The sequence below is a fragment of the Desulfuribacillus alkaliarsenatis genome (genome assembly GCF_001730225.1).
Classification (GTDB): Bacteria; Bacillota; Bacilli; order Desulfuribacillales; family Desulfuribacillaceae; genus Desulfuribacillus; species Desulfuribacillus alkaliarsenatis.
The window spans coordinates 40,947-55,073 of record NZ_MIJE01000002.1; the positions used below are offsets into that span (position 1 = coordinate 40,947).

Annotated in this window: 16 protein-coding genes and 2 other annotated features (1 of these 18 cut by a window edge); all 16 genes read right to left on the bottom strand. The window is 39.5% G+C overall.

Translation table 11 applies throughout. From position 1 onward, the window contains the following. Positions 1 to 5: 5 nt before the first annotated feature. The 16 genes from rpoB to cysE all read right to left on the bottom strand — a co-directional run bounded on the left by rpoB (position 6) and on the right by cysE (position 14,065). On the bottom strand, positions 6 to 3,548 hold the full coding sequence (rpoB, locus tag BHF68_RS03835) for a DNA-directed RNA polymerase subunit beta (RefSeq protein ID WP_069642343.1): 3,543 nt from the start codon (positions 3,546 to 3,548) through the stop codon (positions 6 to 8). Positions 3,549 to 3,692: 144 nt separating this feature from the next. Beyond that, on the bottom strand, positions 3,693 to 4,289 hold the full coding sequence (locus tag BHF68_RS03840) for a class I SAM-dependent methyltransferase (protein WP_069642344.1): 597 nt from the start codon (positions 4,287 to 4,289) through the stop codon (positions 3,693 to 3,695). Positions 4,290 to 4,417: 128 nt separating this feature from the next. Continuing rightward, positions 4,418 to 4,780, bottom strand: coding sequence for a 50S ribosomal protein L7/L12 (gene rplL / locus BHF68_RS03845; RefSeq protein WP_069642345.1), 363 nt, complete (start codon positions 4,778 to 4,780; stop codon positions 4,418 to 4,420). 46 nt (positions 4,781 to 4,826) lie between these two features. Beyond that, positions 4,827 to 5,330, bottom strand: coding sequence for a 50S ribosomal protein L10 (gene rplJ / locus BHF68_RS03850; RefSeq protein ID WP_069642346.1), 504 nt, complete (start codon positions 5,328 to 5,330; stop codon positions 4,827 to 4,829). Positions 5,331 to 5,348: 18 nt separating this feature from the next. Next, positions 5,349 to 5,510, bottom strand: a sequence feature (ribosomal protein L10 leader region). Between the two features lie 70 nt (positions 5,511 to 5,580). Next, positions 5,581 to 6,270: a 50S ribosomal protein L1 gene (gene rplA / locus BHF68_RS03855; protein ID WP_069642347.1), complete on the bottom strand. Its 690-nt coding sequence runs from the start codon at positions 6,268 to 6,270 to the stop codon at positions 5,581 to 5,583. Positions 6,271 to 6,349: 79 nt separating this feature from the next. Further along, positions 6,350 to 6,775 carry a 50S ribosomal protein L11 gene (gene rplK, locus BHF68_RS03860; protein WP_069642348.1) on the bottom strand — a complete coding sequence of 142 codons (426 nt, stop codon included), beginning with the start codon at positions 6,773 to 6,775 and terminating at the stop codon, positions 6,350 to 6,352. Between the two features lie 99 nt (positions 6,776 to 6,874). Continuing rightward, complete coding sequence (gene nusG / locus BHF68_RS03865; protein ID WP_069642349.1) at positions 6,875 to 7,408, bottom strand: transcription termination/antitermination protein NusG; 534 nt, start codon at positions 7,406 to 7,408, stop codon at positions 6,875 to 6,877. A gap of 34 nt (positions 7,409 to 7,442) precedes the next feature. Further along, positions 7,443 to 7,652, bottom strand: a complete 210-nt coding sequence (gene secE, locus BHF68_RS03870; RefSeq protein WP_069642350.1) for a preprotein translocase subunit SecE — start codon at positions 7,650 to 7,652, stop codon at positions 7,443 to 7,445. Positions 7,653 to 7,692: 40 nt separating this feature from the next. Beyond that, entirely contained in the window at positions 7,693 to 7,842 is a 150-nt protein-coding gene (gene rpmG, locus BHF68_RS15045; RefSeq protein ID WP_084019186.1) for a 50S ribosomal protein L33, read from the bottom strand. A 311-nt stretch (positions 7,843 to 8,153) separates the two neighbouring features. Then, a complete protein-coding gene (gene sigH / locus BHF68_RS03875; RefSeq protein WP_141706224.1) occupies positions 8,154 to 8,804 on the bottom strand; it encodes an RNA polymerase sporulation sigma factor SigH in 651 nt (216 codons plus the stop codon). 117 nt (positions 8,805 to 8,921) lie between these two features. Further along, positions 8,922 to 9,425 carry an NYN domain-containing protein gene (locus tag BHF68_RS03880; protein WP_069642352.1) on the bottom strand — a complete coding sequence of 168 codons (504 nt, stop codon included), beginning with the start codon at positions 9,423 to 9,425 and terminating at the stop codon, positions 8,922 to 8,924. 49 nt (positions 9,426 to 9,474) lie between these two features. Continuing rightward, a complete protein-coding gene (gene rlmB, locus BHF68_RS03885; RefSeq protein WP_084019188.1) occupies positions 9,475 to 10,263 on the bottom strand; it encodes a 23S rRNA (guanosine(2251)-2'-O)-methyltransferase RlmB in 789 nt (262 codons plus the stop codon). A gap of 27 nt (positions 10,264 to 10,290) precedes the next feature. Then, entirely contained in the window at positions 10,291 to 11,628 is a 1,338-nt protein-coding gene (locus BHF68_RS03890; protein ID WP_069642354.1) for an FAD-dependent thymidylate synthase, read from the bottom strand. Then, entirely contained in the window at positions 11,609 to 12,040 is a 432-nt protein-coding gene (locus BHF68_RS03895) for a Mini-ribonuclease 3 (protein ID WP_069642355.1), read from the bottom strand. Before BHF68_RS03895 ends, BHF68_RS03890 begins: the two co-directional genes overlap by 20 nt. Next, on the bottom strand, positions 12,022 to 13,422 hold the full coding sequence (cysS, locus tag BHF68_RS03900; protein ID WP_069642356.1) for a cysteine--tRNA ligase: 1,401 nt from the start codon (positions 13,420 to 13,422) through the stop codon (positions 12,022 to 12,024). Before cysS ends, BHF68_RS03895 begins: the two co-directional genes overlap by 19 nt. After that, positions 13,412 to 14,065, bottom strand: a complete 654-nt coding sequence (cysE, locus tag BHF68_RS03905) for a serine O-acetyltransferase (protein WP_069642357.1) — start codon at positions 14,063 to 14,065, stop codon at positions 13,412 to 13,414. Before cysE ends, cysS begins: the two co-directional genes overlap by 11 nt. Positions 14,066 to 14,104: 39 nt before the next feature. Then, positions 14,105 to 14,127: a binding site (T-box leader), on the bottom strand; it runs 195 nt beyond the window's last position.

Sequence of the window (14,127 nt, forward strand, 5' to 3'; positions counted from 1 at the left end):
CTATGTTAATCTATTTTTTCATCCTTCTCTGGGACTTCAATGTTCAAGTTTAACTTTTCTGAAGATTCCTCTTCTTCGTCATCGGCTTCACGCATAACGATTTCTTCTTCGTTTTCGGATAATATTTTGACGTCCATACCTAAGCTTTGAAGCTCTTTAATTAATACCTTAAAGGACTCTGGTACGCCTGGTTCTGGAACATTCTCACCTTTTACAATGGCTTCATAGGTCTTAACACGTCCGATTACATCATCCGATTTAACTGTCAATATCTCTTGTAGTGTATATGATGCACCATAGGCTTCTAAGGCCCATACCTCCATCTCTCCAAAACGCTGTCCACCAAATTGAGCTTTACCACCAAGTGGTTGCTGCGTTACTAATGAGTATGGTCCTGTAGAACGAGCGTGGATTTTGTCGTCAACCATGTGAGCAAGCTTCAACATATACATTACACCAACTGTGACGCGACTCTCAAACATCTCGCCTGTACGTCCATCAAATAGCTCAGTCTTACCATCTCTGGATAATCCAGCCTCTTCTAAGGCATCAAACACGTCATTCTCTGTAGCACCATCAAATACTGGTGTTGCCGTATATAATCCCATTGCTCTAGCTGCCATTCCAAGATGTGTCTCTAAAACCTGCCCGATGTTCATACGCGATGGTACCCCTAATGGGTTAAGAACTATTTCTACTGGTGTACCGTCTGGTAAAAACGGCATATCCTCTTCTGGCATAACCCTAGCAATTACACCTTTGTTACCGTGACGACCAGCCATTTTGTCACCAACTGAGATTTTACGCTTTTGTGCTATATAAACACGTACAAGCTGGTTAACTCCTGGTGGTAACTCATCACCGTTCTCACGAGTAAAGACCTTAACATCTACCACTATACCCTCTTCACCATGTGGTACTCGTAGTGATGTATCCCTGACTTCCCTTGCTTTCTCTCCGAAGATAGCGTGTAATAAGCGTTCCTCTGCCGTTAATTCTGTTACCCCCTTAGGTGTAACTTTACCGACAAGAATGTCTCCCGGCTTAATCTCAGCACCAATTCGAATAATTCCCTCTTCGTCAAGGTTCTTCAGTGCATCTTCACTTACGTTTGGAATGTCTCTAGTGATTTCCTCAGGACCTAGCTTCGTGTCCCTTGCCTCAGATTCATATTCTTCTATGTGTATAGAGGTATAGACATCTTCTTTCACTAGTCTCTCAGATAGTAGTATTGCGTCCTCGTAGTTATAACCTTCCCATGTCATAAAGGCAACTACTACGTTTCGACCAAGGGCTAATTCTCCTTGATCTGTAGCAGGACCATCAGCAATAATATCTCCAGGCTCGACACGCTCTCCTATCTTGCAAATCGGGCGCTGGTTAATGCAGGTTCCTTGATTAGAACGAACAAACTTCTGAAGCTTATAGACCTCTAAGTCTCCTTTTACTTCTTTGCCGTCTACATCAAGCAGCTTTCGTATACGGATTTCTTCTGCTGAAACATATTCAATAATTCCTTTATTTCTAATAGTTGTTACAACCCCAGAATCCTTGGCTGCTTTATGCTCCATACCTGTTCCTACTCGTGGCGCATCCGTAACTAATAACGGAACGGCCTGACGTTGCATGTTTGATCCCATTAAGGCACGGTTGGCATCGTCATTCTCTAAGAACGGAATTAACGCCGTTGCTACAGATACAACCTGTTTTGGAGAAACATCCATATAGTCAATTTTATCCCTAGCAACTGGTTGGATTTCTTCACGATAGCGGCAGATAACCTGATCATTTACAAAGGCACCATCGTCCGCTAGCTCAGCATTTGCCTGAGCAACAACAAAGTTATCTTCTTCATCCGCTGTCAGGTAGTCGATTTTCGCGCTAACCCGATTTGTTTCTTGATCTACCTTACGGTAAGGTGTTTCAATAAACCCGTATTCGTTAATACGTGCATAGGACGATAGTGAATTAATTAGTCCGATATTTGGACCCTCAGGTGTTTCAATTGGACACATTCTACCATAATGGGAATGATGAACGTCACGTACTTCAAAGCCCGCGCGTTCCCTTGTAAGTCCACCTGGCCCCAAGGCAGATAAACGACGCTTATGGGTTAATTCTGCTAATGGATTTGTTTGATCCATAAATTGTGATAGCTGACTGCTTCCAAAGAATTCTTTGATTGACGCTATCACTGGTCGTATGTTGATTAAAGCCTGTGGTGTAATAGCGTTAACGTCCTGAATAGACATACGCTCCCTAACAACACGCTCCATACGTGACAGACCAATTCTAAATTGATTCTGTAGTAATTCACCAACAGTACGAAGTCTTCTATTACCTAAGTGGTCAATATCATCTACATGACCGACACCCTGTAATAGATTTATAAAGTAGTTAATAGATGCAATAATGTCCGCGCCAGTTATGTTTTTGACTTTTTTGTCAACGTCACCATTACTAAGTACTTGAATCATACCGCCATCTTCTAGAGGTGAGAATACCTTCAGAGCATGCATTTGTACTTCTTCATCCTCTAGCACCCCACCGTTAGCAACGGCTACAGTGTTTAGTACGCCCTCTTCAATATGCTTAATAAGTCTATTAAGTAATCTTCTATCAATCATATCGCCAGCTTCTGCAATAATTTCACCAGTCTCTTTGTTAACTATTGTCTCTGCTAGTTTTTGATTGAGTATACGATTTTTAATATGAAGCTTTTTATTAATTTTGTATCTTCCTACGTTAGCTAAATCATAACGCTTAGGGTCTAAGAAACGTGAATATAAAAGACTCTTTGCATTATCAACAGTAGGAGGCTCTCCTGGACGCAAGCGTTCATAAATTTCAATTAATGCTTTCTCCGTATTCTCCGTGCTATCTTTCTCAAGGGTATTTCTTATAAACTGGTTGTCTCCAAACAATTCGACAATAGCATCGTCATGCCCAAAACCTAAAGCACGTAAAAGAACCGTAACTGGTAGCTTTCTCGTGCGATCGATACGAACATAAATAATGTCTTTTGCATCGATTTCTAGTTCAAGCCACGCCCCACGATTTGGGATTACGGTTGCAGTATATGTTTCTTTTCCTGTCTTGTCGTTCTTCAAGCTAAAGTACACACTCGGGGATCGAACGAGCTGACTGACTATTACACGCTCAGCTCCATTAATAACAAAAGTTCCAGTATCAGTCATCAATGGAAAATCACCCATAAAGACTTCTTGCTCCTTAACTTCTCCTGTTTCCTTGTTAATGAGTCGAACTTTCACTCGTAGCGGAGCCGCATATGTAGCGTCACGTTCCTTCGATTCATCTACTGAGTATTTAGGCTCTCCAAGTTGATAGTCAATAAATTCTAAGACTAGATTTCCTGTGAAATCCTGTATCGGAGAAATATCTTCAAACATTTCCCGCAGTCCAGATTCTAAAAACCATCGATAGGATGCCTGTTGAATTTCAATGAGGTTTGGTAATTCTAAGACCTCTTTAATGCTTGCATAGCTTCTTCGTTGACGTTTTCCGTAAGTAACTAAGTTGCCCGCCAATGACTTTCACCCCTCATGCCCGTTTTCGTGCAAACAAAATATAAAAAAAATGGATAAAACCATTTTTCACAAAAAAACTGATTATTATACATTAAAACATAATAACACAAGCACTTTTTTGTGTCAACGCATAACTTCAATTTGTCAACTGTTATCAGCCTTGATAATGTGGTATCCGCTCTTCTTATTAACGATTTTTACACTCTTATACAAGTTTTCTAACTTTTTTATCGCAGATTCAGCGCCATGTTTTTTGTGCATAACTACCCACAGTGAGCCACTGTGCCCAAGATATTTAGTTGTTTCATCAAACAATTGATATATCTTTGCCTTTCCTGCTCTGATAGGCGGATTTGTTATGATATGTTTAAACTCTTGATGTGGTATGTTTTCAAATCCATCGCTAGCTATGACTGTGGCATTTGTAATTTGATACTTTTTGCAATTCTTTTTCGCCAGTTCTACAGCGCGTTCATTTATGTCAGACATAGTTATCAATCCTGCTGGAGTTTCTGCTCCTAGAACAATACCGACAACTCCATAACCACAGCCTAAGTCGAGCAGTGTGTCTCCGTCTGTGATTTCGACAGTTTCTATCAATAACCTCGTTCCGAAGTCGACTCCACCCTTAGAAAAGACACCAGCATCCGTTAAGAATTCCCATTCCCTATCCTTTAACTTTGCTTTAATTGTAGTTTCGCGGGAGCTAACCGTTGGATTTTTCGAATAATAATGACTCATTCCAATCAACCCCATTCTTTTCTATAATTCGATGGAATTCGGAATAATATACCTATTTTTTACAAAAATAGAGAAATTGATAATAAAAACCCCTGCCCATAGACAAGGGTTATTATCACTAAACTCAACTACTTAACTTCAACAGAAGCTCCTGCTTCTTCAAGCTTAGCTTTAATTTCTTCTGCTTCTTCTTTTCCAACTTTTTCTTTAATTGGAGCTGGTGCACCGTCAACCATAGCTTTTGCTTCTTTAAGTCCAAGACCAGTGATTTCACGAACAGCCTTGATAACGTTGATTTTAGATGCTCCTGCATTGTTTAAGATTACGTCAAATTCGCTTTGCTCTTCAGCAGCGTCAGCAGCAGCTCCACCAACAACAGCAACTGGAGCAGCAGCAGTTACGCCGAACTCTTCTTCGATTGCTTTTACTAATTCATTAAGTTCTAAAACATTCATACCTTTGATAGCTTCAATAATTTGCTCTTTATTCACTTAAAAAACCTCCTGTATTTTCACCTTTTGTGATTTTAATAGTATTTTATGCTTGTTGACCTTCTTCTTCATTTTTCTCAGCAACTGCTTTAACTGCCAACGCAAAATTGCGCATTGGTGCTTGAAGCACGCTAAGGAACATTGAAATAAGACCTTCACGAGAAGGTAAGCTTGCAAGTGCTTTAATCTCTTCGATTGAAACAACTTGACCCTCTACGATTCCACCCTTGATTTCTAATTTGTCGTTCTTCTTTGCGAAATCTACTAATACTTTAGCAGCAGTAACTGCGTCTTCTTCACCAAAAGCGATTGCTGTAGGACCTACTAATACATCATCAAGGCCAGTATAATCAGTCTTTTGTGTAGCAAGACGAGTTAATGTATTCTTAAGAACTTTAAATTCAACGTTATTGTCACGAAGCTGCTTACGTAACTCAGTTACCTGTGCAACATTAAGACCTCGGTAATCAGTTACAATCGTGCTTTTACTGTTTTGCAGTTTTTCAGCTATTTGTTGTACCAACTGTTCTTTTTCTTCACGAACGCCCATCTTTACACCTCCTGTGGTTAATACATATAAAAAGCCTTCGTAGACAACGAAGGCTTGTAATCCGATTCCATAGCTATGACATAGTCATAGTTAATTTATCGTATATACGAACACCTCGGTAGGAGTTTTACAACAAATGGCTTGTCAACCTACTGTCTACGGTTTATCTTTTTTATGAACATTTGCTAATATACCATATCAATAATCCAGTGTCAAATATTTTGTACTACATGGATTATGATTATCTATATTAAAGTTTTTGCAGGTTTACACGTACGCCAGGTCCCATAGTTGTTGCAAGGGTTACGTTACGAATATATACACCTTTTGCTGAAGCCGGTTTTACACGCTTCAATGTCTCGATTACTGCGAAGAAGTTCTCAAGTAATTTTTCATCTTCAAATGAAACCTTACCAATTGGCGCGTGAATGTTACCCGCTTTATCTACGCGGTATTCAATCTTACCTGCTTTAATTTCATTTACTGCTTTCGCAACGTCAAATGTAACAGTTCCTGTCTTAGGGTTTGGCATTAAGCCCTTAGGTCCTAAAACACGTCCTAATTTACCAACGTTAGCCATCATGTCAGGCGTAGCTACGATTACATCAAAGTCAAACCATCCACCTTGAATTTTAGCAATTAGATCATCATCACCTACATAATCAGCGCCAGCAGCTTCTGCTTCTTTCGCTTTTTCGCCTTTAGCGAATACTAATACTCTTTGTGTTTTACCAGTACCGTGTGGTAATACTAAAGCACCACGTAGTTGTTGATCCGCTTTCTTTGGATCTACTCCTAAACGCACAGCAACTTCTACAGTTGCATCAAATTTAGTTACAGTTGTCTTTTTAGCTAGTTCGATCGCTTCATTAGGATCGTACATAGCTTCTTTATTTATAAGCTTTGCAGCATCTAAATACTTCTTACCATTTTTAGCCATTATAATCCTCCTCTGTGGTGTAACGGTATAGACCTCCCACTTATTAAGAGCTGACCACAGTCAACTCTACATACAACAATTAGCCTTCTACGACAATACCCATACTACGAGCAGTACCTTCAACCATACGCATTGCTGCTTCAACGTCAGCTGCATTTAAGTCTTCCATTTTAAGTTCAGCGATTTCACGAACTTTATCACGCTTGATAGTTGCTACTTTTTTCTTATTTGGTTCACCAGAACCAGACTCGATACCAGCCGCTTTCTTAAGCAGTACAGCAGCAGGTGGAGTTTTTGTAATAAATGTAAAAGAGCGGTCTTCAAACACCGTGATTACAACAGGAATAATAAGACCTGCTTGATCCGCTGTTTTTGCGTTAAATTCTTTACAGAAACCCATAATATTAACACCTGCTTGACCTAAGGCTGGTCCAACTGGTGGAGCTGGATTCGCTTTACCTGCAGGAATCTGAAGTTTCACTAATTTAATTACCTTTTTAGCCAATGCAATACACCTCCTTGTCACAATATGTGGTAAACGGGATATACCCTCCCACTACAAATCTAGTGTTCATCAATTAAGCCATGAACACCAATCAGAAACCTATATTTTTTCCACTTGAGTATAATCTAGCTCAACTGGGGTCTCTCTACCAAACATTGATACTAATACTTTAAGCTTAGCTTTCTCATGGTGAATTTCCTCAACGCTTCCTATGAAATCAGCAAACGGTCCTTCAGTAACCCTAACACTTTCTTTAACTTTAAAGTCAATGTTAATCTTGGCTACCTCTACGCCCATTTTCTTGAGGAGTCTTTTCACTTCATCTGGTTGGAGGGGGGTAGGTTTAGAACCTGATCCAGAAGATCCTACGAAACCAGTAACACCTGGTGTGTTACGGACGACATACCAAGAATCATCAGTCATAACCATTTCCACAAGCACATAGCCTGGAAATACTTTTTTCATGACGACTTTCTTTTTACCGTTTTTTGTTTCTGTCTCTTCTTCCATAGGCACTAGGACACGGTAGATTTTGTCCGACATATTCATCGACTCTACACGCTTCTCAAGATTTGCCTTAACTTTATTCTCATACCCAGAATAGGTATGAACTACATACCAGTTTTTATCCATGATATTGGTATTTTACCCTCCTAACAAATGTGCTCTAAAAGAATAATGCTAGTACTCTTCCAAGCATCCAATCAAAAGCATAGAAATAAAGTGTAATTGCAATAACTACACTAAGTACAACTATTGTATATCCCTTAAGCTCTTTACGGTTTGGCCAACGAACTTTCTTCAGCTCGTGCCAACCTTCAACTATAAAATTTTTGGTGTTTGCTAGTCCACCTTTAAGCTTTTCTACAAATGACATAATTTAACACCTTCCTTCCACGTGCGACTAAATAAAGGCATTAGCGAGTCTCTTTATGTGATGTGTGTGCATTGCAATACGGACAAAACTTCTTAAACTCTACGCGATCCGGATTGTTTTTCTTGTTTTTCTTCGTTGTGTAATTACGTCTTTTACATTCTGTACAAGCCATAGTAACGATTACGCGCACGGGATACACCTCCTATAAAACCTAAAAATATCTATGTCGTAAGAATCCTATTTTCTCACGGTTACCTAAAGTAATTTATCACAACTCACAACTGATGTCAATAAAGAAAACTTGACATCAGTTAAGAGTCTTTAGTTTTTAATAAATATTGCCATAACTACAGTATTAAATACATTCACTTCAAATCTATATCACTCTATGGCACTTAGGTCTATCGAGATTACTCGACTAAAAAAGAAATATAATCCCACCATGCGTTACTAATAGCATGAATGAAATATATTTCTTATATAAATTCTGAGCTTAATTTGTTATAGTTGCTGTGGCATGTCACGCAATTCTAAATATTTCTCTATTTTTCGTTTAACTCGTTGTAATGCGTTATCGATTGATTTCACGTGACGATTTAAGTCTATGGCAATTTCGTGATAGGAGCGTCCATCTAAGTAAAGCATTAGTACTTTACGTTCAAGGTCACTCAGCAGCTCACCCATTTTAAATTCTATATCATTAAATTCTTCTTGGTTAATTATTAGTTCCTCAGGGTCAGTTACCTTAGTTCCACATATCACATCTAAAAGTGTACGATCAGAATCCTCGTCATATATCGGCTTGTCGAGGGATATGTATGAATTTAATGGTATATGCTTTTGGCGGGTGGCAGTTTTAATCGCTGTGATTATTTGTCGGGTTATGCATAATTCTGCAAACGCTTTAAACGAAGCTAGCTTGTCCCCTTTAAAATCACGGATAGATTTATATAAACCAATCATACCTTCCTGAATTATATCTTCTCTATCTGCACCTATCAAAAAGTAAGACCTTGCCTTAGCCCTTACAAAGTTCTTATATTTATTAATTAAGAACTCTAGAGCTTTATCATCTCCGTTTTGAATTAGCTCTAAAACGTCCTCATCAGACATTACATGTAGTGCTATAATTTTTATTTCCTCTTCCTTCATACTCACGCGAACTTCCCCCAGACGCACTTGCCATTACGAACCTTGTCCCACAAGCTTTGCTAAAGCAATTATACATTATGTTATCAAATTACGTCAACCAAGGTTAGCCTTCTTTTTTCATTTTCTGCGCCATTTCTCAAAAATTCGAGCTATTTCTGGATTGATGCTACCGGTAAGCTTTGCTCGCTTCTTAGGCTGCTCACTAAGTTGTTCGGAGACTCTTCTTTTCATAACCTCTATCTCGTGCCATAATTCTCTGGAGGATATCCTCAAGGCACCTTTGCCAAAAACAACTCGCTGCTCTAAAAAATCTGAGGTAGCTACATAAACCTTGTGCCCGCTTCGTATATAATCCGTCACGAGTTTTTCAATATATTCGTCAGCCGTTACACCTTCTTTAGTAAAATCGATGCGAAGATTGTTAAGGCTACTTTTCTTTAAGTTACCCTTAGATAAATGAGCATCATAGACGATGATAACCTGCCGCTCAGCAAAGGCACTGTATTCAGATAAAGCTTCCTGAAGTAAGTATCTTGCTTCTTCTAGGCTCTGTTCTTTAATTTTTGCTAGCTCTTTTGATGCCCCAATAACGTTATAGCCATCAACAATCAAATACTCCATCCACGCTACTCCTATTCCCAGACAGCACGAGCCGCTTACCATCATCAAGTTATTTTGATAGTCTTTGCTTTACAATCTCATATGTCATAATCCCAGTTGCTACAGATGCATTCAGGGAGGTAACTTTTCCTAGCATAGGAATTTTAATTAAGTAGTCACACTTTTTCTCAAGCAACGGACCGATGCCTTTGCCTTCACTACCAATCACTAAAATCGTCGGCATATCATAGCTAATCTCATAATAATTCTTGTCCGCTCTAGCATCCGTCCCTACAACCCAGAACCCTTGCTTCTTCATGTCTTCTATGGTGTTTGCAAGATTCGTAACACGGATGATTGGCATATGGGCTATAGCTCCAGCAGAAGCTTTAGCAACTGTTGCCGTTAAGCCAACAGCACGGTGCTTAGCAATAATTACACCTGCGACACCAGCGGACTCTGCCGTTCTGATAATCGAACCAACATTTTGAGGGTCCTGTAATTCCGCCAACACTAGTACAACTGGATTTTTGCTTATATCAATGCTGCTAATCCAGCTATCAAAATCAGTATATGTAACTGATGCTAAAAAGGCTATTAGACCCTGATGGGCTTTTGTTGTTGCTATTTGATCTAGCTTCTGCCGAGTTACAAACTGATATTTGACACCATTCTCCGAAGCAAGCTGCTTAATCTCATCAACCTGACGTGCCCCTTCAGCAATTAATATACGATCCACCTGCTGGCCAGCACGCAGGGCTTCAACAATTGGATTCTTACCCTCTAGTTGTAGTTCGTTGTTTTCTTCCAGACTAGGCTCTGCAGGAGCTTTTTTTTTCTTCACGTTAACCTTCTTCATACTATCCCTCTTCATTTGTTAATTTTACTAGCTTTCATTTCGTATTGCGAAATACTCTTTCACTTGTGCTTGCTGACCACAGCTTAGCTTGCCTTCCTTGCATTTCCCTAACACACAGGATGGAAGCGCTTTCTCATATAAAACATCCGATAGCTCACGTAAAATATTTAACTTCTCTATCGCAAGCTGCCTAATCTCCCATTGGGCATTCATACATGTGCGTTCAGCTAGCATAATTGCGTCCATTCTAGCATTTGTAGAAGTGACCATTTTTATTTGGTCAGCATTTAATAAAAACGGGTATGCTTTATCTTGTCCATAGGTCTCATAGACATATATACGAAAAGCTTTAATTTTTTCGATTAGTTGAAGAAACGGCTCATAGAATGCTGAATCTTTAATTGTAGTTGGCACTAGCACTGGTCTTTCGATATCTAGCAATATACTAAGTAAATCTTCTCGAAAGGTTTCAGGTAAACGATGGCGAACCTGCTGATGATAGGTTACTAAGCTACACATCATACCAAAGGTAGTTCTCGCTTGTTCCGCAATGCTATAATGACCATAACCAAGGACTCTATCAGCTATTTTACGGGCTTTATCTGTTGCATCATCACCCCATGCCGCTAAAATTTCCGATGATGTTTTGCTTTGTGTACTTGTTAACGCCCCTAATCCCACCTGTAAGTCTAGGTTTGCAAACCTATCTAGTAGCACCATAGGTTTTGCAGGTGTAATCTGCTTAATTAGCGGTTCGTATAAATCTTCGAGGGCATCTTTATATTTGTCTCGATCTGATTCCTTAGGTAAGCAAGCAACGATAGTCTTGGGTAGGTTCTTGATTAACTGTTGTTTGAAGTTTAGAAAAACATCCTTATACTTATACTCATGTAGCATTCTAAATAAATCAAACAGTTTATCCCCAGTCATAGACACGCAAATATTAGTCTTCGTAGACAACGGTAATATGTATCTGGCATCTTCGATTGGAATGCCATGTAGATAATTCTCGTTTTTTGGCCTTCCCTTAAACTCACCTGGCTTAAGCTCGGACATTTTTTTATACAATTCAAAGCTTTCATTAGTTAATTGGCGCGCCTTCTCCATATCCGCAGGGCTTAAATCTGGAAGTACAAAACCATCCTCCGTCATAGATACATAGCGTTGGCTTTGCTGAATATAAGAAGCTTTTAGCTCACATAAAAGTGTGCTGGCTATACGGTTAATACCTTCAGCCACAAAAAATATATTAGTCGTTCGGAGAGCATCCTTGTATGCTTGTTCGTCTAATTGGCCTATTTCGTAGCTGTCTAGCCACATAGCTACTCGCTCTAACCCCGTTTGCTCAAAGTTTGTTATCTTCATACTCACTGCTCCTCCCCAACAATACGATTTGTTCAAATACCCATTCTAAGCGCTCCTGTTGGTTTGTTAAATATAGGTAACCAATTAAGCATTCGAATGCCGTACTATATCTATACTCGTTCACAGAAGCATTCTTTGCCGTAGTATGGGATTTCGTGTTCCTACCTCTTCTTACAATGTCTTTTTCTTCTTCTGTTAACTCATCCATCAGCGCATGAATAAAGCGGGACTGGCTTTTAGCACTTACAAATTTCGTTGATTCCTTGTGCAAGAATTGCACCTTGGCAATGCCTGTATTAAGCAAATGTTGTCGTACCATTACTTCGTAAACGGCATCACCAATATATGCTAACGCCAGACTTGATAGTTCACGGTAATTTGGTTTTTTCAACGTTAGTTCACCTTTTTCCATCTGACACCCTGTGGAGTATCTTCTAGAACTATACCCTGTTCTAATAATTGATCGCGAATTTCATCTGCGCGTTGGAAGTTTTTGTTCTTTCGTGCCTGTTGTCGTTCTTGAATTAAAGCTTCAATATCAGCTTCCATAGCAGTTGCCTGCTGCAATTCGATTCTTAATACTGCCATTAATGTCTCTAGAGTTTCTTTGTAACGCTTTAAAATTCTTGCGTCTGTAACTTCTGCACGCATGTATACATTTGCGTCCCTGACAATTTCAAATACTGCCGCAAGTGCTTCTGCCGTATTAAAATCATCATCCATAGATTGTTCAAAATCTTTAATATGCTTAGCTAGCTGTACTTCAAATTCTTCTATATCATTATCTAAATCAACTGATGTTGTTAATCTGTGTTCTATATTACTATAGGTTGTCTTGATTCTCTCTAAACCGTTAGCCGCATATTGTACAAGCTCTTCACTAAAGTTAATTGGACTGCGATAGTGCGCCGATATTAAGAAAAACCGTAATGCCTCAGGTTGGTATAGCTTGCGAAGCTCATTAACAATCATTACATTTCCTAGAGATTTCGACATTTTCTTGTTTTCTATGTTGATGTAGCCATTATGTAGCCAGTAATTTGCAAATGGTTTTCCGTTCAGAGCTTCACTCTGGGCCACTTCGTTCTCATGATGTGGAAAAACTAAATCTTGACCTCCTGCATGAATGTCAATCGTCTCCCCTAAGTACTTCTTTGCCATTGCTGAACATTCTATATGCCAGCCTGGTCTACCCTTACCCCATGGGCTATCCCAGGCTATTTCAGTATCTTTCGTCGACTTCCAAAGCGCAAAATCCAGGGGATTTTTCTTACGTGGATCTATTTCAATCCTTGCACCTGATTGCAAATCCTCTAATTCCTGCTTTGATAGCTTGCCGTAGTCCTCATAGCTTACAGTGTCGAAGTAGACATCTCCATCCCTTTCATAGGCGTAGCCTTTTTCTATCAGTTGCTCTACAAAAGATATGATTTCTGAAATATGCTCCATCACTCGTGGATGTACATTTGCCCGCTTAATACCCAAAGCATCAGCATCCGCAAAGTAGGCATCAATATATTTTTCTGCAAGCTGCTCAACTGTGGTGTTTTCTTCCTTGGCTTTATTAATTAGCTTATCATCGACATCGGTAAAGTTCTGCACATAGATAACTTCATAGCCTCGATATTCTAAATAGCTTCTAACAACATCAAACATTGTAAAAGCTCTAGCGTTGCCTATATGAATATAGTTGTATACTGTAGGGCCACACACGTACATTTTAACCTTACCTGGTTCCATGGTTTTTAAAGGTTCTTTCTTTTTTGTTAATGTATTATAAACGTTAATTGTCACTTTTTACACGCTCCCTCAATTCATCAATTTCGAGCCTTAGCTCAGCCATCTGCCTTTGCATATCGCATAGGATGTTTGCTACTGGGTCAGGAAGCTGGTCATGGTCAAGCTTTGTCCCAACACGTTTGCCGTTTCGCATTACGATTCTCCCTGGTATGCCGACAACTGTTGAGTCCTCAGGAACATCTCTCAGCACTACTGACCCCGCTCCAATTTTAGCGTTTTCACCAATTGTAATTGACCCTAACACTTTAGCGCCTGTCGCTATGAGGGCCCCATTTTTTATTGTAGGATGTCGTTTTCCTTTTTCCTTGCCAGTACCCCCAAGTGTAACGCCCTGATACAAGGTTACATCATCACCAATTTCCGTCGTCTCGCCAATAACGACACCCATCCCATGATCTATAAATAAGCGCTTACCTATTGTTGCTCCTGGATGAATTTCAATACCAGTCAACCAACGACTAACCTGCGATATAAAACGCGCTAAAACAAACCATTTCCGTTTATATAGTCTATGTGCAATTCTATGCGCCCATAGGGCATGTAGCCCTGCGTAGCACGTTAAAACCTCTAACACGTTTCTAGCTGCTGGGTCGCGCTCGAAAACAGCTTCTATGTCAGATTTTATATTTTTAAACACAGCTCTCACTCCTATTAATAAAAAAAGAAACCCCCTCTAAACAGAGACGATTTCTTCGTGGT